The sequence below is a fragment of the Natronomonas sp. CBA1123 genome, from assembly GCF_009741925.1.
Taxonomy (GTDB): Archaea; Halobacteriota; Halobacteria; order Halobacteriales; family Haloarculaceae; genus Natronomonas.
The window spans coordinates 48,686-67,923 of the sequence record NZ_WPCC01000003.1 but is presented as its reverse complement, the minus strand read 5'-3'; the positions used below and the strand labels follow the sequence as shown (position 1 = coordinate 67,923).

Below are 19,238 nucleotides of genomic sequence, written 5' to 3'. Positions count from 1 at the left end.
GGTGTGAATTACAGCAGTACTAAGACAAAATGACACAGAAACAATACATGATTGTATTGACTGCTGTGTTCATGGTTCGAGCGGTATTCGATCTCGAAACGGTGTCATCGATGGTCCCCAACGATGAACTGCTTGAATTCAGAGACCCCCATTATTTTGAACTCCAGAGCGCCGGGAGTGCCATTGAGGAAGACAGCGAAGTAATGGACCGAAAACACCTAACCTGTAACGGCTGGGGCGAGGAGAACGAGTTAACGCTAATCGAAGACATCAACGACTCCCTCGAGGCAGTGAGCCCGGAGCACAAGTATCGAATACACCGCCACCCTGATCCCGACCGTTAACCGTGGAAACAGAGCAAACCTCTCGTCTGACAGCTTTAGAAGTCCGGTCACTCCGGGCTCTGCTTCCCGAATATCGGGAAGAGGTCATCGACCGCCTGAAGATGGTCGAGTCAGTCAAAAATCTCTCACCATGGAATCAGCTCAGGGTAATCGGCTGGCTCGTTGACCACGGCGCCGACATCGACAGTCGAATCGCAATCTCCGCAGGGATTGACCTCGCCAAAGACCTAGACCCGTCCTCGCTTGATGCCGAGCTCCGCGGAATGTTGAACTACCGGCTTGGCACAGCATATTCGAACCGGATGTCCTTGGAGGCCGACCGGGGCGACGAATGGCTCTGGGAGAACACCGACCGGGAACACGCAATCCGGCACTATCGCCTCGCAATTCAGGAGGATACCGTCGACGAACTCGCGCCCCTGGAACAGTGGCGGTCGTTCACGAACCTAGGAAATCTGTATTCGACCATCGGGCGGTTCGTCGAGGCGTTTGACTTTTGGAATGAGGCGCTAATCCGCCAACCGTACTTTTTCCCCGCCCGCGGCCAACGCGGCATCGGCTTCTACACATATGCGAGGTATGACTACGACAACGGGCATCGTGGAATTCTGCTGAAGAAAGCATACGATGAACTAGAGAAGGCCAAGATGGACCGCCTCGTAGGGCTCTCTCCTGAGAACACAGTCCAACAGTTCGAGCGGTATCAAACCCGAATCGCAGCCGAGTTCGAGTCTCCGCCCCCGTCTGATGAGATTCTTGAATTCGAGGAGAGTGACCTCGGGGATAGCGACGAGGAGCGAGCGTATCGACGGTGGTGTCTCCGGCATCGTCTCTTCTTGAACACGCTGAATGAGGTAACGGACGAGCCGATTGCTGCTCAAGATACGCTCCATCTGGGCCAGCTGCAGGACGCACGGACGGAACGAATCGTGACTTGTCTGGGGTTATGGAATCACTTGGTCGAGGAGTTCGTGACTGCCCGGTATCTGCTGTACGAGGGGAGTCACCCAAACGGCCCGCACTTCGCGGATGCGGACGTCCATCTGACGAATACGCTGGATTACCCCGTTCACTCTGTGTACGGTGAACAGCTGAAGATTGCGCTCCGGACAGCGTACTCTCTGTTCGACAAAATCGCGCAGTTCATCAACTACTATTTCGAATGCGGCCGCGACTCAGAGGACGTCTCATTTACCGACATCTGGTTCCAGAACCGGCACGGGAGCACCCTGCAAGAGAAATTTTCAGGCCGGGCGAACCTGCCGCTTCGAGGACTGTACTGGTTGAGTAAGGACCTGCGAGATGATTCGCTACGGATAGAGAACTCGCTGGATTTGGCGGGGCGAGAGCTTACTGAACTGCGGAATGGTGTCGAGCACCGGTATGTGAAACTCACAGCGTGGGAGGCAACGGAGCGACAAGCGGGTCATTTCACAGATGAATTAGCGACGAAGATGGCACGAGACGAATTTGAGACAAAAGCAGTCACGATGCTGCGGAAAACCCGAGCAGCACTCATCTACCTCGCCTTCTCTGTCAATCTCGAAGAGGAACAGAAGCCGAGCCGAGAGTTGCCTGCTATGCCTCTCGAGTTTGGGGCACTTGGGAACGCTCTCCAGTGACGAATGGTTGTGGCCGAGAGGCTTTGTTGAAACCCTGCCTTCCCGACTCAGAAGTAACATTCCCCCACGAGTGTTATCGTTGGCTTCTCACGCTAACCTAAGGGCAGTTGGTTGGTCTCTTCGGGTTTCCGGTTCGACGAACTGGTGGGAGTGCCACGCGCCCTATCACGAGCCTATGGCGGGGTTCAGCCATTCAGAAAACCAGCAGCTGCTAGGAAGCAAATGGAACTAGGAGTGATTCAGGGTCGCCTTCTCGAAGGGAGATTCACCAGCCGGGATGAGCAGCTCCTGTCGGTCTTCGACTCGTTCGGCCAGCTCCCATTTCAGGTACTGTCTCGCCGTCGTACCAGCGCACCGTCGCGAGCGCACCGTTCCCGACCGTCCTCCCTGTTCGACCGTCTCCGAGTCGTACTGTAGCCCGAACCACAGCGTCCGATAGGCGGTCACCTCGAACGTCGTCGACGCTGACTCGGCCGTGCTAGTGGCCGACACTCCCGAGATGGTTGGGAAGACAGAACCGGCACTTTGTCGGGCTGCCTGGACCTGACGCCATACAGGACCGGCACTCGCTGTCGGTGGTCGACGGCGCATCGGGGTAGCCACCAGAGCTCGTCGTGGCGCGTTACCGTCGAGGATTACCTTCACACCCGTCGTCCAGCCTCGTGTCCGGAATATGGGACGCCTCGCCAGTCAGCCGTAGTTTCGCAAAGTCAGAATATCGGTTATGCTTCGGTTGGTTCATACTTTCCGTCGGTTTCGCATTTCAATATCCGGACCCCTTCGCTCGCAACGCATTCTTGATTATACGAGAAGATACAAACATATATGCGAGTTTAGCGCCAACACTGTCCTAAGAGGTGCCAAGCATGTCCGAATCATCGCGAGATGGGGTCCAGTCGTGGAGTCAGTCGATGAGTGCCCGCGAACGCATTCGAGCGGTCGCCGAGACGCTCCGCGAACCGCGGTCGGTCAACTGGATCAGCGAGCAGGCCGACGCCGCCTGGAGTACGACCAACGAGGAACTCCAAGATCTCGTCGACCAGGGCCAGCTGCGTCGCGTCGAGGCCGGCGAGACAACCCGCTACCAGCCGGACACCACGCGACTGCTCTTCGAGGAGATCCGCACGCTCATCGAGGAGAACACCCGCGAGGAGCTTCGGAGCGAATTGGCCGCGATTACCGAGGAGATCGAAGGGTGGCAGGCGACCTACGACGTCGAGACATGGGAAGAGCTCGAACAGTCGCTCGCCGACGGCGACCTCGCAAGTGCCGAGCTCCGCGAGCGCCACGACGTCATCGCGTTCTGGCGTGAGAACGAGGAGGATCGCCGCCTCATCAAGCACGCACTGGAACTCTACTCAGACGTCGAAGCCACCCGCGAGCAGATGACCGACATGGCTGACCGCGCCACGAGCTAATCCTCCTCTCTCACAGAATGATCTTTCTTGCCGGTCGCGACCGCTATACACAGCGGACCCTCCTCCGCGACGTTCACGACCGATTGACGAACCAGCCAGGGTGTGAAGAGGTCCGCTATCGCCCGTCTCGACGCCGACCCCGGTACATCATCGCGGATGTCGATCCGACGACTTTCCTGAGTGACTCTTACGACGCGACGACTGCGCGACTGGAGATTCGCTTCTGGTACCCCGCCGGCGTCGACCACGAATACTACCGCATCAACTGGGTCGAACCGGACCGGAACCTGATGCTTGGCTTCCACCAGGACGCCGATCATCCAGACCTTGGGCCCTGTCATATCCAACTCAACCACGAAGACACGCCGGTTAATCGGCACGAGGCGACGTTTCTCGATGCGCATCCACTCGCCGTTCTCGATGACCGACTACAGCAGTTCTTTCCCGCGCTAGGTGCGATTCACTGGAAGAATGGAGCGCCCTCGCTCCCTACCTGGCCTGTCTAGACAGCGAGTTCATCAATCCTCTGTGATGCATCCGGACGGTCGTTGGTAATACAGAAACCTATCTACGCCGAAACTTTTTGATGTCCAAATCATGTGAGTCTGGTGGAATATTCGCGCTGTGGATTCAGCATGCTGCGGGAACCAATCATTAGCTGAGAATTATGCGTTACAAATTCACCGAGGCTACTCCAAGGAAATGGAAGACAACAATACACCAGATCGAAACGATGCAACTTATCCGTTCTAAGATTTCCTACCGCTCAAGGATAGACTTGTCACTCGAAGCCATTTGTTGAACGCGTTCAAATTTCTTTTGGCGATCACGTTCAATCGCATCCAGATCTCGTTCACCGGGAGGGTTTTTTGCCTTCCTGTATTCCCATTCCATTCGTTTCATATAGCTATATAAAGTCGATAAGGCGATTGAGGTATCGAATTTCTCTTCGATAAGAGCCATGACCTGCTTGTGTGTCCAAAAGTCATTTTCAAAGCCGTGCTGTCTCGGACCATCTCGGAGGTAGGCGGCTAATTCCAACAACTGATCGTCATCTAAGACTGGCTCTCTTTTTGGGGGAGAACTAGCGTCAAGTCCCATCATTCCCTCCTCCTCGTACGTCTTTTTCCACCGTGATACAGACGAAGGATCAACATCGAGTTTATCAGCAACTTCTTGACGGGAAAATCCGTCATTTAGGAGCGTAATCGCTTCTTTCCGACGAGCCTCCTGTCTTTGTAACAACGTCTCCCGTCGGGTCATGTTTACCGAATTTGTGCCACCGCTATATATTTATTAGTCATAGGAGGTAGCACAGCAACTCAGTAGTATAGATTGATAAATTATTGGCTCTTTCAGGACGTAGAAAGCTCTATCTGACCAGACTGTCAGGTGGAAGTTATGAGAGCAGAGGGGGAGGCTCCGTAAAGAGCTGCTTCGATTATGTACGCTGGTGTTGATTGGGCAGGGAAAAGCTGGTTTGCAGTGTTCATTGACAAGAACGGCAATCCAGAGGGGAACGTGTATCCGACACTGTGGAATCTTTGGCGCGACCGAAAAGAGGATCTCAGCCAAATGCTGATAGACATACCGATTGGATTGTGTAGCGCCTCTAAGCGAGCCTGCGACGTAGAGGCAAAGAAGTACGTTGGCAGCAAGCAGCAGAGTAGTGTCTTCTACACTCCGACTCGCGACGCCGTGTACGCAAAAAACATTGATCAGGGTAAACAAGAGCACGAAAGTCACGGTGCCGGATTCGGCATTCAGAGTCAGGCGTGGAGTCTCGTCCCTCGAATCCGTGAGGTGGACACGTTCTTGCGTGAGTGTGAGAAGAGCGAAATGGTGCTGGAGACGCATCCCGAGGCGTGTTTTGCTGCGCTCAATGGCGATCCCCTCGACAATTCAAAAAAGAACGATGCAGGGAAGCTGGAGCGTCTCTCTCTTCTTGAGGAGGCTGTCGAATTCGATGTCAAACAGTTCTACACGGATGCGGTTGAGAACTATCGGAAGCCCGCGTATGCCCCGATGATTGGCTCAGAAGACGACATCCTGGACGCACTCGTTGCAGCGGTCACTGCTAGAGCCTCGGAACCGCCCTACCACTCGCTCCCTCGCAAAAACCAGCCGGATTTCGACCCGAAACTCGGGCGAAATATCGAGATCCTCCTGCCTTCCCAGCGGTAAAGCCAACATAGAATAGCCTCCTGAATATTTTGTCAACAATACTGGTAGAAGATTATCACCCCTTGGCCACAAAGAAGCCAGCATCCCCTAGACGATCTCCGAGCCAGCGGCGCTTTTTTGTAGTTTACCTCGCAGTTACTTTCATGACTCTCCAGCAAATCACCGCGAATGACATCGCGGGCTGGGACTCTCTCGACGATATAGCCTCCTCTTTCGAGAAGCGCGGACTGAAGCCGCGGCCGAACCTCGGCGACGAGAACGAACTCGTCCTCCAACTCACCGATAACGAGTTCATCGTCCTCGTCGAGGCCGGGGCCGGAGAGTCGGCAACGGACTTCAAGCCCGACAACCGGAACCGCCGCACCAACCTCGTCGCCACCAACGACTATGAGGAGTTCACCTTCCTCACGCGTATCCGCAGCTGGGAGGGCCAGCAGCACGGGCGCATCAAGCACCAGAAGCTATCGTTCACGAAGGAGCAGATGACGAGCGAGAGCGGCGAGAAGAACACCGTCCTCCAGAAGCTCAACAGCATCGAATACGGGTCGGTCGAGGCGATTCAGGACTCGCTATACGACACGAAGCAGGTCGTCAAGGAGTTCTACCAACAGTTCGAGGATCTCCGAACCGACCTCGTGCAGGAGGTCGCCGGCATCCCGGACGACCGCGGCGACGCCAAGCAGCGGTACGTGCAGGTCGTCCTCGACCGGATGATCTTCCTCTACTTCATTCAGGAGAAGCGGCTGCTCGACCGCGACATCGACTACCTCCACAAGAAGCACGAGGAGGTCGTCGACGAGGGCGGCGATGTCTACGAGGAGTTCTACCACCCGCTGTTCTTCGAGATGCTCGCCGAGGGGAAGCAGGATCCCGACTTCGGGAGCCTACCGTACCTGAACGGCGGGCTGTTCTCGAAGAACCCGGTAGAGGAGGAGTTTGAAGACGCCCGGCTGGGCGGTTCGCCCGAGCGAACCAACGAACTGTTCGACGAGATTCTGGACTTCCTCTCGGACTGGAACTGGAACGTCGACGAGCGCCTTGACATCGTCGACCCGAAGAACCTCTCGCCGGCAGTCCTCGGCCACATCTTCGAGCAGACGGTGAATCAGAAGGAGATGGGGGCGTACTACACTCCAGAGGAAATCACGGGGTTCATGGCCCGCAGTTCGATTCACCCGTATCTTCTCGACCAGTTGAACGAGGCCGTCAACGCCGAGTACGAGGAGATTGACGACGTGTTCGGGTTTTCGGCGGCCGACGCCGCAGACGGCGCTGAGGCGCTTGCAGACGGTGGAGCCGTAACTGCCCATGTGCCGACGGAGCACGTCCAGATAGACCACGTGGAAACACTTTACCACGACGTGCTGACTGAGATGCGTGTTCTCGACCCTGCCGTTGGGAGTGGAGCATTCTTGCTCGCCTCTCAGGAGGTGCTTCTGGACATCTACATGCAGTGTATCGAGTTCTTTCAACAGTTGGAGAGTGAGGGACAGGGTTGGGAGTTGGAGAACCGGACACGTGACGAGTTAGAAACCATCGAGGCTGGCCGTGGAAATCCTTCCCTGTACGCAAAGCGTTCTATCATCCTGAACAACCTATACGGGGTGGATATTGACGATGGGGCGGTTGAAATCTGTAAACTCCGCCTCTGGCTCTCGATGGTGGCGGACATCGAGGACGAACCTAGTGAGGTCGAACCCTTGCCGAACATCGACTTCAACATCCGACAGGGTAACTCCCTCATCGGGTTCACCGAGGTCATGGAGGTTGCCACAGAAGCAGGGGACGGTTCGCTGAACAACTGGGGAGCGGGCACCGAGTCCAGCGTCAGGGAACTGTACCAAGACGTCATCGAGGCTATCGACCGGCATCGAGAGGCGACGAGCGCAAAAGAGGCCACAAATGCCCGCCGCCTCGCGGAGTCTCGAATCGCTTCTCACAGTGAGGTGCTGGACGAGAAGGTTCTGAGCCAGTTCCGCGAGGCAGGTATCGACGATGTAGACGCGGATGTCCTCGACGAATTCCATCCTTTCCACTGGGTTCTGGAATTCGCACCAGTGTATCGCGACGGTGGGTTCGATGTCATCATCGGAAATCCACCGTGGGACGTACTCACGGTCGACCGAGATCACTTCTTCCCAAAGTACGACGAGCGGTTCCGTACTCGACCTCCGGGCGAGAAAGACGAGAAGCAGGAGGAATTGCTCGAAGATCCGGAGATACAGGTGGCATGGAATGAGTTCCAACGGGAGATGGAACTCAAGGCGGAGTATTACAACACCACAACGCAGTACGAACTCCAGAGTCCGACCGTCGGTGGGAAGACCGTTGCCACCGAGAACGAACTCTCGCTGTTCTTCTTCGAGCGAACGACTCAGTTGGCGAGCGAGGACTCATACGTTACGCAGATTATGCCCGGGAGCTTCTTCCTCGGTGCTACGGGTAAAGATCTGCGCCAGTACCTGATAGACGAGACTACGCTGGAACACTTCGTCCAGTTCCAGAACAAACAGATATTTACTGACCTTCACAACAGTTACCGTTTCTCTGTCTGTACGTTCAAAAACACAGGTTCTACTGATTCGATTCGCGGAGCGTACAGCATCGGTGATCTCTCGCTCCTGCCGCACTTCGAAGAGAGAGCAATCGACGTACCCGTCGAGGTTCTGAAGAATTACTCCCCCGAGTCTGGGATTTTCCCATTCTTCCGATCTCAGAGGCTGATAGACGCCCTCTCGAAGATTATCCAGTATCCCCCAATCGGACAGGAGGTGGAGGACGCGTGGTTCGCCATCCTCTACATGAAAGAACTCGACCGAGCGACAGACTCCGACCGCCTAGTGGAGTCTGAAGAAGAAGGCGAGTACCCGATTTACGAGGGGAAGAATATCCACCAGTTCGCATACAACAACGAGATAGCAGACCACCTGACTCCAATCTCGCTGTGGGGCGTTAGCGATGACCAGCCGGAACGAAGTGCTAAGCACAGAGTTCGGATGAAGAACTTCAGGTCACGAGACGTGAACACGAGTCTGAAGAAGTCCATCTACCAGAAGTTCGACGGATCGGGATCGCAGAAAGGATTCGTCAACGACCTACTAGAACAACACGGACGCCCCGAATTATCGAAGGAGGATGTCTTGCTTGACTGTACCGAGTATCGAATAGGGATACGGAATATCGCAAGAGCAGATGACGAGCGGACGCTGATAGCAACCGTTCTACCAAAGGGTGTGGTGACCGTTCATACTATCTGCACCATCCGCCCATTTGTGATCGATCCAACCGAAGAAGATCTCAGTAATTACCCGATGCACAGCGCATACAAGCGGGCGTTCACTGATAAGGAACTCTTCGTACTACTCGGACTCCTCAATAGCGTGCCGTTCGATTATCTGATGCGGACGAAGGTAGACAGCCACATTGTCCAGTACAAATTCAACGAGTCGCAACTGCCGCGGCTCACAGACGGAGACGACTGGTTCCACTACATCGCAGAACGGGCTGCGCGTCTGAACTCATATGGAGAGGAGTTTGAGGAGATGCGCGAACGGCTTGGAGATATTTCACCTGCTAGGTTTGAGGAAGAACGGCAAGAGTTACGAGCTGAGATTGACGCTGCTGCTTTCCACGCGTATGGACTGGAGCGTCGTGAGGTTGATTTCATTCTCAATGATTTCCATCGGGTGGAAAACCCCCGAATCATGACAGAGGAGTACTTCGATATGGTCTTCGAGAAGTTCGACGTACTCGCCAAAGAAGGCCCGTTTGAGTAGTAGTTAGTCCCGTATCTCAGCACAGGGCTCAGGCTGGCCCCACGCACTAACCCCCTCTCGATTCGGGTGGAGACCGACCGACATAACGCCGGTTTCGAGTATTCTTCCACTTCCACCACGGTGACCATCCGCTTATACGGATTCACCATGGATGTTCAGTTGGATGGTACGAGAAAAACCCACATCCACAAAGCAGATCGCCGGCGTCGTTGCCACACCGCTCCCCCCGACCCGACGAGAGACATGAGCATTCCGGAGTCTCAGTTCGACAACTGGCACGGCACAGGAGCGGATGCTGGGTCGGCGACGGCCCGGGAACGAATCATCAACGCCCTCGAGATGAGTCGCTCGGCAATCGACGACGACGCGGAGGTGGATACCTTCCTACAGGGTTCCTACAAGAACGACACCCACACGTACGGTTCCAGTGATGTCGACATCGTCGTCAAGCTCGAATCAACGTGGCTTTCCGATACCTCCAATCTCGATTCGGGAGAGCAGGCGCGCTACGACAGTAACACGTCGGACGCTAGCTATACGTACAGCGAGTTCAGAGAGGATGTCTTCACCACGTTGAAGACCCGCTTCAACAGTCCGTCATCGAAGCCGGTAAAGTGGGACGGGAAGGCCATCGAAATCAACGACGGGCCCCTTCCGGTCGACGTGGACGTGGTTCCGTGTCGCGACTATCGAATTTATCATTCCTACCCGGAGAACGGTGACCCCGACATCGACCACGGGATGGCGTTCCGGCCCCGATACGGATTCAACCGAATCACCAACTTCCCCAAAATCCACTACGATAACGGAACTGAAAAACACTCGAATTACAAGGAGACAGTCCGGATTTTCAAGAACACAAGGGACTACTACAACGAATACTGGAACTCGTTGTTCTCCATCGATGCGCCATCGTACTTCATCGAGTGCCTCATCTACAACGTTCCCGAGCATATCCTCCGGCGGTCGAGTCGGAGCGACCGCTTCGTGGAGATACTTGACCACCTCCAGAGCGACTCTACTGATCTGAGTACGTTCGATCAGGTATCCGAGATGGAGGGACTCTTCGGCGACAGCAACACGCGGTGGGAGATTAGCGAGGCGGAAACAATGCTCAGGCGCCTCCGGTCGATGTGGGACAACTGGTATGACCAGAAGCAGGGGGCCGACATCCGGCTGGCTCAATCATGATTTCACGCAGAAAACTCCAAAGATGGACGAACTCCGGAACAGCCAATCAAGAGGAAGCACGGGACACACACCGGGAGATACGAGATGAGTTGAGCGAAGGCTCGCTTCAGGGAGTCAGTGAGAGTCTAGAGTTCACCACCTACCTCCAGGGATCGTACCGAAACACGACGATGGTGTACGATTCTGGGGATGTCGATATTCTAGTCATCCGGACAGATACGTACCATGCCGACTTCTCCGAAGCTCCTGCCACGTCGACCAAGGTTGCCCCTACACGCAACCCGCGACAGATGTTCGAAGAACACGCCGAAGGGGTGTACCGAACCCTACAAGCGCAGTACGGCACTCGGAACGTCGAACGAGAAGAGAAGGCAATCGATGTCGAGACCGACGATCTCCCGCTCGGTGCTGACGTGGTGCCCTGTCTCCAGTACCGACGATTTTGGTCACGACACCCCGGCAATCACATGAAGGGAATCGTGTTCTGGGCAGACGATGGGGCAAAAATCGTGAACTTCCCCCAGAGACATCGGATTATGGGTGAGCGGTTCAACAAGTGGTGTGACGGGAATTACAAGGCAACCATCCGGCTATTCAAGAACTTCAGAAACGCACTCGTGGAGCGCGGTACAGTCGACAAGGAAGTCGCACCGTCGTACTTCATCGAGTGCCTGCTCTCGAACGTAGAAGTAACCAATATCGCTGAGGACGATATTCGGGAGCGAGTTGAGGGAATTCTCCATGAGTTGGAGTCGGACGCAGAGGACGAGTTTCCGGAATACACGGTACAGCACGGAATGCAGCCACTATTCGGTGAGAGGACTACTCAATGGGACGCGGCGAAGGCACAAGAATTCATCGAGGCAAGCCACACGCTCTACAACGGGGACTAGTACGGATGCACACCTATTCCACCGACAATGACAAGCGACCAACTGTGTACGGAGTTCTCGGGTTCGCAGCGTACCTTCTCGTACTCATCATCGGCTGGGCGACCTCTCTCCTCGCCGCCGGCCTGCCAGCAATTGCGGGAGGAACTATTTCGTGGGGACTGGCTTTTACTATCCTCTCTGCGGGTTTCATTAGACGCGGATGGAAGACCCCAGTCGCCCGCTCAACTGGCGCGTCCAGAGCCCCCGATTTTAGCGGTGATTGGAAGGGATATATCAAGACCTCGTACGAAGGCCATATCGACGAAGAAGCCCTCCACGAATCCAACGATACGGAGGCAGAGATGCAACGTGTGGCGGCTAAACTACATATTGACCAAACGTGGCGGAAAATCAGCGTTCACCTGTCGACTGAGAACTCTGAGTCGGATAGCACCGGCGCAACCGTCCTGACTAAGGAAGGCCGCTGGCCAAGCCTGACGTATCAGTACGGGAACGAGCCAGACGTGGATTCGGAAAGCTCGATGAGGGCGCACGACGGTACTGCTGACCTTTCACTGAAACGAAATGGCGAGCAGGACGTATTGGAGGGTTTCTATTACACCGGCCCCGGAAGGGAGAACTACGGAGAAATGTATTTCGAACGGCAGCCGTGATTGGTGCTTCCTCAGCATGGGCGAATCGCCAAACATCCCGATTCCACTTCCACCACGGTACCGTCTCCTTCTTGTGCCTACGCCAGAATGCGGCAATATGTGCAATATCCAGAAGTCGGTCACAAATCGACAAAGAGGGAGGAATAGCACGTAATGGCGGGGATGGGGCGACGAGCGTTCCTCACAACATCCGCGGGAGTCGTCGGTGGGGGAGCAGCAATCCAGCGCGGGCTCGCATCATCGGGGCATCTACAGGAGGACATAGACTTCGAACAACTAGTGAGAAGCGTTTTTGAGTCGGTTCCTGACGGAACAAGCGAATTAAGGAACGTGTTGGCCGATTTGGCAGGCCTACTACGGGAGAATCTAGCTCCGTTTACGCCCGATGCCATAGGTGAAGCTATTCAGTCGGTATCGAAAGCAAGTTCGGCGGCGCGTAGACTAAAATATGGTATCGAGATTCTACATAACAACGATATCGCTCAGTATCTCGATGATGCGTGGGTAGTTGCCTTCCGAAACAAAATCGGGGTCATCACCCGATTCCTCCCTCTTGTTGGCAGCTTCAACAATCTCTACGGTCACGCTCGAACACTTGACAAAGCAGTCCAGAACAATTGGATCTTATCCGATGTGAATGAAGAGAAGTTTGAGTTGTTCGGATACTCGCTAGCTGCCTTCTGTCTCGAAGTGGGTCTCTGGTACGTCGGTGCGCCATACAAGATGGCTTGGAAGGGAACACGGTTCGTTAGCAATCGGACGCTCCTGCGCGGTATCAACTACCTCGATAACCGCGTCGTAGCGCTCCTGATGAGCGAGATTCACTGGAAGATTCGTGAGACGCTGTACGAATCGATTAACGCGGACAATGTCGATGCGACCGTCGAAGAGCTTAGCTACTATATGTCCCAGTTTGACGAACTACAGCAGGCAGCGCGGGACTACGAACTACGAAACGAGTCAGAATCTTACATCCAGGAGGTTGATGTGAGTATCAGCCGCTCTGATTTGCGTCAGTTCGATTTCATCGGGGCAACAGAATCACAGCAGTCTTCTGACGACGATGAGTGGCTGGAGGGTTGGTTGGACGGCATCTTCTGAGCGTCGCTCTACCGTCCGACCACCCCCCAACAGACGAGGCGGGCCTGTACGGCACTCTCTCCGACGAGGGTGTCCTGATACTCCGACGAAGCCTCGATGTTCTTCTCGAGGAACGCGTCCAATTCGGTGAGGAACTCCTCTGGCGGCCACTCGGTGAACGACTCGTACTCAGGATGGTGGCGGAACGTTTCCCGGAGGATGCGATCCTCGTCTGTATTGGCCAGCTTGACATCGTTCAGCCGGTCATGCAGCGCGGCGGCCCACGCTTCGAGCGTCCCGTGGTCGTCGACAGGTGCAGTCTCGTCGCCGTGGTTCGGCACGAGATAGTGGCTAATGAAGTCCAGAATCGTCTCTTGCTCCTTCGAGAGCTGTTCGCCCTGCTTGAACGCGGCCCCGACCTGTCCTTCTCGGATGTTCTCTAGCCGAGTATCGAGGTGCTCCTCAATGATGTCTCGGTTCGATAGCACGGACTCGGTGTTCCCGGAAACCGGCTCTCCATCTGTCTCCGGTTCGATTCCTAAGTGTCGCACCGGACGCTCGTTCACCTCGCCAGCGAACGGCTCGTAGTAGAACGCCCGGCGGACGCGTCCCAGCGGTGCGGGTTCGGCCTCGCCGCTCTCCTCGTCCTCGAACCAGAGGTGGGCCAGCCCGAACACGCCCGGTCGCGGGCCGCTTCCGTGATCGATTGCGTTCGTGTACAGGAACTCGCGCTCGCCGGGAGCATCCTCGAAGTAGTCCTCGGCGAACTCGAAGTCGTCCGCGTCAAGCCCGTAGTCGTCGTTCAGCTCCTGCTTGAGCAGGTACCGCTCGAACGCCGCGGTCTCGTCGCTCCCGGCGTTTCGCAATAGCGGGTTCTTCGAGGTGTCGTCCAGTTCGTTGTAGTCGTCGACCTCCCGAGACTCGCGAAGCGACCGCTCGATCTCTTCAACCTCCAGCTCGCCGATGGTCTTCTGCGTCTCGACGCCGGCCCGCTCCAGCACGGCGTCCTCGTTCGGGTCGAGGATGTTGTTCTCCTTGCCGACGATGAGCGCGATGTCGTCGATCTTCGCCTGCAGCCGTTCCAGCAGCTTGATCGCCGCCTCAATGTCACCGTCGGGGTAGAAGTTGTGGACGTACTTGTCGGCGGTCGAGCCGATGCGGTCGATGCGTCCGACGCGCTGAACGATTCGCATCGGGTTCCACGGCAGGTCGTAGTTGATAGCGACGCTGATGTCCTGTAGGTTGACCCCCTCGCTGAGCGTGTCCGTCGCGACGACGTACTGGAGTTCGGTCTCGTCGCTCTCTGCGAGCGTCTGCTGGTAGCCGGATGCCTCCGGCGCGAACCTCCGGATGACATCCTGCTTGTTCTCGTCGCCACCCTTCACCACGGCGCTGTTGGCCTCTGTCAGCGGTGCGTCGGGGTCGTCGACCAGCGTCCGGTGGACGTAGTCGGCGGTCGCCCGGTACTGCGTGAACACGAGCACCTTCTTGTCGTACCCGTTCAGCACCTCGGTCAGCCGGTCGATCTTCGGGTCGCGGAACTCCCGAAGGGCGAATACCGCCTCGTAAAAGTCCAGCGTGGCAGTATCAGCGTCTACCAACTCGTAGCCCGAATAGAGCTGCGGATTGGGTTCATCCTCGGGAACGTCCGGGAGGACGGCAGCGCCGTTGTCGGCGAGCCACTGCTCCAATTCGACTTCGGCGTCGGCCACCCCGCCGGCGTCCTCGGCCACCCGGCCGATGAACCGCGAGAGGAAGTACGCGATGAGCGTCAGATCCTCGCGGACGTACCGCTTCACCTCGCCCACCGTCGCGTCGGCGAGTTCGAGTTCCTCGGTGTCCTCGCCGCCGTCAACCCGAAGGGCGCCGGTGTCGAAGCCGAACTCCTCGAGCGTCTGTTCCAAGTCCTCGGCGGCGTCCTTCCCCTCCACGAAGTCGTCGAGGGTCGCCGACGCCTCATCGTCCTGTACCGCCCGGAGCACGTCGATGTCCTCGTCCTCGGGCAGGTCATTGAGGAAGCCCAGCAGCGCCCGCTCGCTCTCGTGGAGCGTCTGAATCGACTGGACGAACGCGTAGGTGGAGGACTCCAGCCGTTTTAGGAGGTTCAGCTTGTACAGCGCCTTCAGCGTCCCGCCGGCCTGCGGGTTCCGGATAGTGATGTGCGGCAGGTGGAGCGCGTCCATCACGTCCGGGAGCATCCGGTAGATGGGCTGGTAGGCCGCCGGGAGGCTGTACTCCTCCTTGTGGAGTTCCGGCGGCTTGAAGCTCATCTCGAAGTCCTCGTCGTCGCGGATGGTGTCCTTGACGTGCTTGCGTGTCCGGAGCACCATCACCTCGTTCAGAATCTCCGAGATTTCCTGCGAGTGCTGCTGGAGTTGCTCGGTCAGCTCTTGCTCCTCCTCGTCGGACACCTCTTCCTTGCCGGCGGCAATGCGCTTCCGCTGCTCTGACTTCTCGATGTAGTTGTCGAACGCGTCGAAGTCCAGCGAGGCCTTGTTCATCAGCTCCTCCGCGCTCGTGAACAGTCCGATGAGGTTCTTCAGGTCGGTCGCGGAGTTGTTGATCGGCGTCGCCGTCAGCATGATCATCGTTTGCTCGCGGAGCAACCGGAGGTTAGCGTGGCGACGCGTCCCCTTGTAGTCGTCATCGTGGTCGGGATTCGGCCGCCACTTCCCCGAGTTGCGGAAGCGGTGGGCCTCGTCGATAAGTACGACATCGAACGCGTCGTCGAGTTCCTCCACTTCCTCGTAGGAGAGGTTCTGGAACTTGCTGATGCTCACCACGTCGAGGTGGGTGCCGTCGACGTCGAGGCCGAAGTACGGGTCGCCGTCCTCGTCGGTGGCGTCCTGTAGGAGGTCTCGCCACTGGCCGGTGAGATTCGCCGGCACGATGAGCAGGCACCGGTCGCCGCGCTGGCGGTAGTCGTAGAGCAGCTCGCTCCCGATGAACGACTTGCCGAGGCCGACCGAGTCGGAGATGATGCAGCCGTCGTATCTGGAGAGCTTCTCCTTGGCGCTCTCGTAGCCGAGCGTCTGGAAGTAGTAGAGCGGACTGTCGCGCGTGCCGACGTTGCCGCTCAGCTCGTCGTACGCGAGGAGCTTGTACAGCTCGAACGGCTCGATGTACGTGCCGAGTTCCTCATCATCGTCCTCGTCCTCCTCGTGGGTCGTGCGCTTCCACTCCTTGTAGCGGTCGCTGTTCTCGATGATGCGGATGATCTCCTCGGAGAAGTCCTCGGCGTTGGCCCACTGGTTGTCGTACCACTCCTCGAACGCCTCGGCGTCGCCCCGCTCCTGACTTGTGAGGTTGAGTTCGATGTTGTGCTGGTGGCCGCTCTGCGAGAAGTTCGACGAGCCGACGATTGTCACTGCGGCCCGGCTGTCGGTATCGCCCTCGCGAACGCTCGGGTCGTCAACCGCGCCCCGGAAGCAGCCCCCCTTGGCGTGGAAGTAGCCCTGCTCGGGGTCGCGAACGCGCACGTCAACGAGACCGCTCGCGATGAAGTCCCGGAGTCGGTCGAGCCGCTCCACCTGTGGGTTGTTCAGCTCCTCGATGTCCTGCTCAAGTTCCTCGTGGAACTGGTCGCGGAGGCCCTGTCCGCTTTCAATTTCGTCCGCAGTCTCCCGGTTCGTTCGCCGCCCCATCAGGATGCGCAATGGCGCGTGACCGAGTTCATCCGGGTCACGGAGGTTAGAGAGGTCGTCCTTGAACAGGTCGAAGCCGGAGAGATAGAAATAGCCTGTGGCGATGCGAATCTCCTCACAGTCCGGGACGACCTTCTTGTACGCGTCCTCCAGCGTGGAGTTCGCGTTGTCGACGAGCGGATCGAGTGAGAGCATCGGATACTGTGACAACGAAGGTCTGTTTTTTAATACTTCGCTCGAATAGGGAGTAATCCATCTCAAATCACGGATGACGCAACGATTCTCACCTGGCGACCGCGTTCGAATTGATATTCCGGATGTGACCGATCTCGACCACGAACGGTACCACGGACGAGAGGGCACAATTACCGAAGTCATCGAAGATGATGCGTCCGAAGAGACGGGTGACGAACGAGATGCCGTACTCTATCGAATCAAATTCTCCGATGGCGAGACCGCGGACTTCCGGTGGCGCGACCTCCGACCACCGTTCGAGGGCTGAGCCTGCCAAGAAGAATGACGGAGTCAGGGTTAGACGCTAAGGGTGAGGAGTGACCCTCGCTCATCACAGATTCGTAACTACAGGCTGAGTCCTGACAACGAGAGAATCAGGGCTACCGTCGATATTATCGAATTAACCCCCTATCGGCAAATTTGCACAGGCACAACCACCGATTGATTTTGTATATCCCCCCTTTTCGACTATTCGCGAACGCACGACAGCGGCGACCCCCGTCTAACGGTTGGTTGAACTCCAAACGAAACCATATCACAAATTTGGAATAGAAAGGAGAAAATCAACCTTAGGGGCGCTAATACGCACGAATTCGTTGGCTACGAATCGTGCAAAATATGGATGGGCCCTGCCGGATTTGAACCGGCGAATCGCCCGGTATCCCATTCCGACGGATGAAATATCAACAATCGGAAATATGAGCCGGGTGCTGTGACCAGACTTAGCTAAAGGCCCTGTGTTCGGTGGTTTTCGCTCGGCCCTCTTTAGTTTGCCGGGAGCGGTCGTCGACGGCGACACCAACACCCAAACGCCCGCCGCTCGATACACCGGTATGTTCAGATTCGAGTACGACCCAGGGACCATCCGCTACGGCGAGAACTGCGTGCGCCACCTCGGCGAGGAACTCGACGCGGTGGGCGCCGACCGGGCCCTCGTCGTCACGGGGACGACCGTCGGAACGACACCGGAAGTCATGGACCCGGTTCGGGAGGGCCTCGGCGACCGACTCGCGGGCGAGTTCGCGGAGACGACGCCGGAAAAGCGGCTGGAGACGGCCTTCGCTGGCGCCGACCGCGTCGCCGAACTCGATGCCGACGCCCTCGTAGCAGTCGGTGGCGGCAGCAGCCTCGATATCGCTAAAATCATCGCCGTCGTCGCCGACGCCGAGGCTTCCCGCGAGGAACTCCGAGAGACCTTCGAGTCGAGTGGGTCGATTCCGGCCCCCGAGGGCGACCTGCGGCCGGTCGTGGCCGTGCCGACGACGCTTGCGGGTGCGGACCTCTCGATGGTAGGCAGCATCACTACCCGCGCCGACGGTGGGCTGGTCCGCGGCGGCGTCTACGACGAGCGGTTGATGCCCGCGGCGCTGTGTTACGACCCCGGGTTGTTCCGGACGACGCCTCACGGCGTGCTGTGTGCCTCGGCGATGAACGGCTTCGACAAGGCCGTCGAGACAGTCTATGTGAACACCGCGACGCCGATAACCGACGGGACCGCGGTTCGAGCCTTACGGTTGCTCTCCCGTGGTCTGCCGGCACTCGGGGCTGGCGACCGCGACGACGAGACGCTACACGACGCCGTCGTCGGGACGGTGCTGGCCCAGTACGGCTGTTCGCGTCCGGACGGGCTGACGCTGTCGTTGATTCACGCCTTCGGGCACGGCCTCGCCAGAGGGTACGACATCCAGCAGGGCGGCGCCCACGGCATCATCGCACCACATGCCCTCCGGTATCTGTTCGCGGAGGTCGACGGCGGCCGTGACCTGCTGGCGGAGGGCTTCGGCGTCGAAGCCGAAACGCCCGAAGCGACCGCCGAGGGCGTCGTCGAAGAAGTCGAAGCGATACGCGACGGCCTCGGCCTGCCGACCCGCCTGCGGGAAATCGACGACATGGCCGAGTCCGACCTGCCCGACATCGCCGAGGACGTACACACTGATGGGCTGATGCCGTACTGTCCCGACGAGCTGAATCCGACCGTCGAGGAGCTCGAAGCGGTGCTGCGAGCGGCGTGGTGAGGGACCGAGAGAACGCTATTGGGCACGTTTTCGGAGAGAAGTACGCCGCCGCCAGGTCTCGAACCTGGGACAACCTGGGTAACAACCAGGTGCTCTACCAACTGAGCTACGGCGGCACGTTGCAGTCGTTCATACCCGGATACGACAAATAGGGCTTTCGCTTCGCCCCGGCATCGACACGCTT

The 19,238-nt window shown here is 57.4% G+C and carries 14 protein-coding genes, 2 tRNA genes and 2 pseudogenes; 12 read left to right on the top strand and 6 right to left on the bottom strand.

Annotated elements, in window-relative coordinates; genetic code table 11:
* Window positions 1-47 precede the first annotated feature (47 nt).
* The gene (locus GJ631_RS02755; RefSeq protein ID WP_156707677.1) at window positions 48-344 is read left to right on the top strand and encodes a hypothetical protein; all 297 of its coding nucleotides are present in this window, start codon (window positions 48-50) and stop codon (window positions 342-344) included.
* A 2-nt stretch (window positions 345-346) separates the two neighbouring features.
* Complete coding sequence (locus GJ631_RS02750; RefSeq protein WP_370518540.1) at window positions 347-1,966, top strand: LA2681 family HEPN domain-containing protein; 1,620 nt, start codon at window positions 347-349, stop codon at window positions 1,964-1,966.
* A 228-nt stretch (window positions 1,967-2,194) separates the two neighbouring features.
* On the opposite strand, the pseudogene GJ631_RS18435 reads toward GJ631_RS02750, so the two are convergent.
* Both GJ631_RS18435 and GJ631_RS19390 read right to left on the bottom strand, forming a co-directional pair.
* A pseudogene (locus GJ631_RS18435) lies at window positions 2,195-2,428 on the bottom strand (DUF6735 family protein); the annotation flags it as partial.
* Window positions 2,417-2,708 (bottom strand): annotated as a pseudogene (locus tag GJ631_RS19390) (hypothetical protein); the annotation flags it as partial. The pseudogenes GJ631_RS18435 and GJ631_RS19390, both read right to left, overlap by 12 nt.
* Window positions 2,709-2,832: 124 nt before the next feature.
* Between GJ631_RS19390 and GJ631_RS02740 the strand changes: the two are divergent.
* Entirely contained in the window at window positions 2,833-3,384 is a 552-nt protein-coding gene (locus tag GJ631_RS02740) for a hypothetical protein (protein ID WP_156707676.1), read from the top strand.
* Between the two features lie 17 nt (window positions 3,385-3,401).
* Complete coding sequence (locus GJ631_RS19385) at window positions 3,402-3,890, top strand: hypothetical protein (protein WP_156707675.1); 489 nt, start codon at window positions 3,402-3,404, stop codon at window positions 3,888-3,890.
* Between the two features lie 253 nt (window positions 3,891-4,143).
* Here the strand turns inward: GJ631_RS19385 and GJ631_RS02730 are convergent, their stop codons facing one another.
* A complete protein-coding gene (locus tag GJ631_RS02730) occupies window positions 4,144-4,647 on the bottom strand; it encodes a winged helix-turn-helix domain-containing protein (RefSeq protein WP_156707674.1) in 504 nt (167 codons plus the stop codon).
* A gap of 180 nt (window positions 4,648-4,827) precedes the next feature.
* Here GJ631_RS02730 and GJ631_RS02725 point away from each other — a divergent pair, with 180 nt between their 5' ends.
* The 6 genes from GJ631_RS02725 to GJ631_RS02700 all read left to right on the top strand — a co-directional run bounded on the left by GJ631_RS02725 (window position 4,828) and on the right by GJ631_RS02700 (window position 13,182).
* Complete coding sequence (locus tag GJ631_RS02725) at window positions 4,828-5,568, top strand: DUF429 domain-containing protein (protein WP_156707673.1); 741 nt, start codon at window positions 4,828-4,830, stop codon at window positions 5,566-5,568.
* Window positions 5,569-5,711: 143 nt separating this feature from the next.
* Window positions 5,712-9,344, top strand: a complete 3,633-nt coding sequence (locus tag GJ631_RS18885) for an Eco57I restriction-modification methylase domain-containing protein (RefSeq protein ID WP_156707672.1) — start codon at window positions 5,712-5,714, stop codon at window positions 9,342-9,344.
* A 243-nt stretch (window positions 9,345-9,587) separates the two neighbouring features.
* A complete protein-coding gene (locus GJ631_RS02715; RefSeq protein ID WP_156707671.1) occupies window positions 9,588-10,535 on the top strand; it encodes a nucleotidyltransferase in 948 nt (315 codons plus the stop codon).
* A gap of 89 nt (window positions 10,536-10,624) precedes the next feature.
* On the top strand, window positions 10,625-11,428 hold the full coding sequence (locus GJ631_RS02710; RefSeq protein WP_231753864.1) for a hypothetical protein: 804 nt from the start codon (window positions 10,625-10,627) through the stop codon (window positions 11,426-11,428).
* A 5-nt stretch (window positions 11,429-11,433) separates the two neighbouring features.
* A complete protein-coding gene (locus tag GJ631_RS02705) occupies window positions 11,434-12,081 on the top strand; it encodes a hypothetical protein (protein ID WP_156707670.1) in 648 nt (215 codons plus the stop codon).
* Window positions 12,082-12,234: 153 nt separating this feature from the next.
* A complete protein-coding gene (locus tag GJ631_RS02700; RefSeq protein WP_156707669.1) occupies window positions 12,235-13,182 on the top strand; it encodes a hypothetical protein in 948 nt (315 codons plus the stop codon).
* A gap of 8 nt (window positions 13,183-13,190) precedes the next feature.
* Here GJ631_RS02700 and GJ631_RS02695 read toward each other — a convergent pair whose 3' ends face one another.
* Entirely contained in the window at window positions 13,191-17,000 is a 3,810-nt protein-coding gene (locus tag GJ631_RS02695; protein ID WP_156707668.1) for a helicase-related protein, read from the bottom strand.
* 73 nt (window positions 17,001-17,073) lie between these two features.
* Between GJ631_RS02695 and GJ631_RS02690 the strand changes: the two genes are divergently transcribed.
* Window positions 17,074-17,307, top strand: coding sequence for a hypothetical protein (locus GJ631_RS02690; RefSeq protein WP_156707667.1), 234 nt, complete (start codon window positions 17,074-17,076; stop codon window positions 17,305-17,307).
* Window positions 17,308-17,662: 355 nt separating this feature from the next.
* Here the strand turns inward: GJ631_RS02690 and GJ631_RS02685 are convergent.
* Window positions 17,663-17,775: transfer RNA gene (locus GJ631_RS02685), tRNA-Ile, on the bottom strand.
* 97 nt (window positions 17,776-17,872) lie between these two features.
* Here GJ631_RS02685 and GJ631_RS02680 point away from each other — a divergent pair.
* A complete protein-coding gene (locus tag GJ631_RS02680) occupies window positions 17,873-19,054 on the top strand; it encodes an iron-containing alcohol dehydrogenase family protein (protein WP_156707666.1) in 1,182 nt (393 codons plus the stop codon).
* A gap of 43 nt (window positions 19,055-19,097) precedes the next feature.
* Here GJ631_RS02680 and GJ631_RS02675 read toward each other — a convergent pair.
* A tRNA-Asn gene (locus GJ631_RS02675) sits at window positions 19,098-19,170 on the bottom strand.
* Window positions 19,171-19,238 lie beyond the last annotated feature (68 nt).

Bases quoted from the DNA above. Each gene is read 5' to 3' on its own strand.
- GJ631_RS02755 (WP_156707677.1), top strand. From the start codon at position 48: ATGATTGTATTGACTGCTGTGTTCATGGTTCGAGCGGTATTCGATCTC.
- GJ631_RS02740 (WP_156707676.1), top strand. From the start codon at position 2,833: ATGTCCGAATCATCGCGAGATGGGGTCCAGTCGTGGAGTCAGTCGATG.
- GJ631_RS19385 (WP_156707675.1), top strand. From the start codon at position 3,402: ATGATCTTTCTTGCCGGTCGCGACCGCTATACACAGCGGACCCTCCTC.
- GJ631_RS02730 (WP_156707674.1), bottom strand. From the start codon at position 4,647: ATGACCCGACGGGAGACGTTGTTACAAAGACAGGAGGCTCGTCGGAAA.
- GJ631_RS02725 (WP_156707673.1), top strand. From the start codon at position 4,828: ATGTACGCTGGTGTTGATTGGGCAGGGAAAAGCTGGTTTGCAGTGTTC.
- GJ631_RS18885 (WP_156707672.1), top strand. From the start codon at position 5,712: ATGACTCTCCAGCAAATCACCGCGAATGACATCGCGGGCTGGGACTCT.
- GJ631_RS02715 (WP_156707671.1), top strand. From the start codon at position 9,588: ATGAGCATTCCGGAGTCTCAGTTCGACAACTGGCACGGCACAGGAGCG.
- GJ631_RS02705 (WP_156707670.1), top strand. From the start codon at position 11,434: ATGCACACCTATTCCACCGACAATGACAAGCGACCAACTGTGTACGGA.
- GJ631_RS02700 (WP_156707669.1), top strand. From the start codon at position 12,235: ATGGCGGGGATGGGGCGACGAGCGTTCCTCACAACATCCGCGGGAGTC.
- GJ631_RS02695 (WP_156707668.1), bottom strand. From the start codon at position 17,000: ATGCTCTCACTCGATCCGCTCGTCGACAACGCGAACTCCACGCTGGAG.
- GJ631_RS02690 (WP_156707667.1), top strand. From the start codon at position 17,074: ATGACGCAACGATTCTCACCTGGCGACCGCGTTCGAATTGATATTCCG.
- GJ631_RS02680 (WP_156707666.1), top strand. From the start codon at position 17,873: ATGTTCAGATTCGAGTACGACCCAGGGACCATCCGCTACGGCGAGAAC.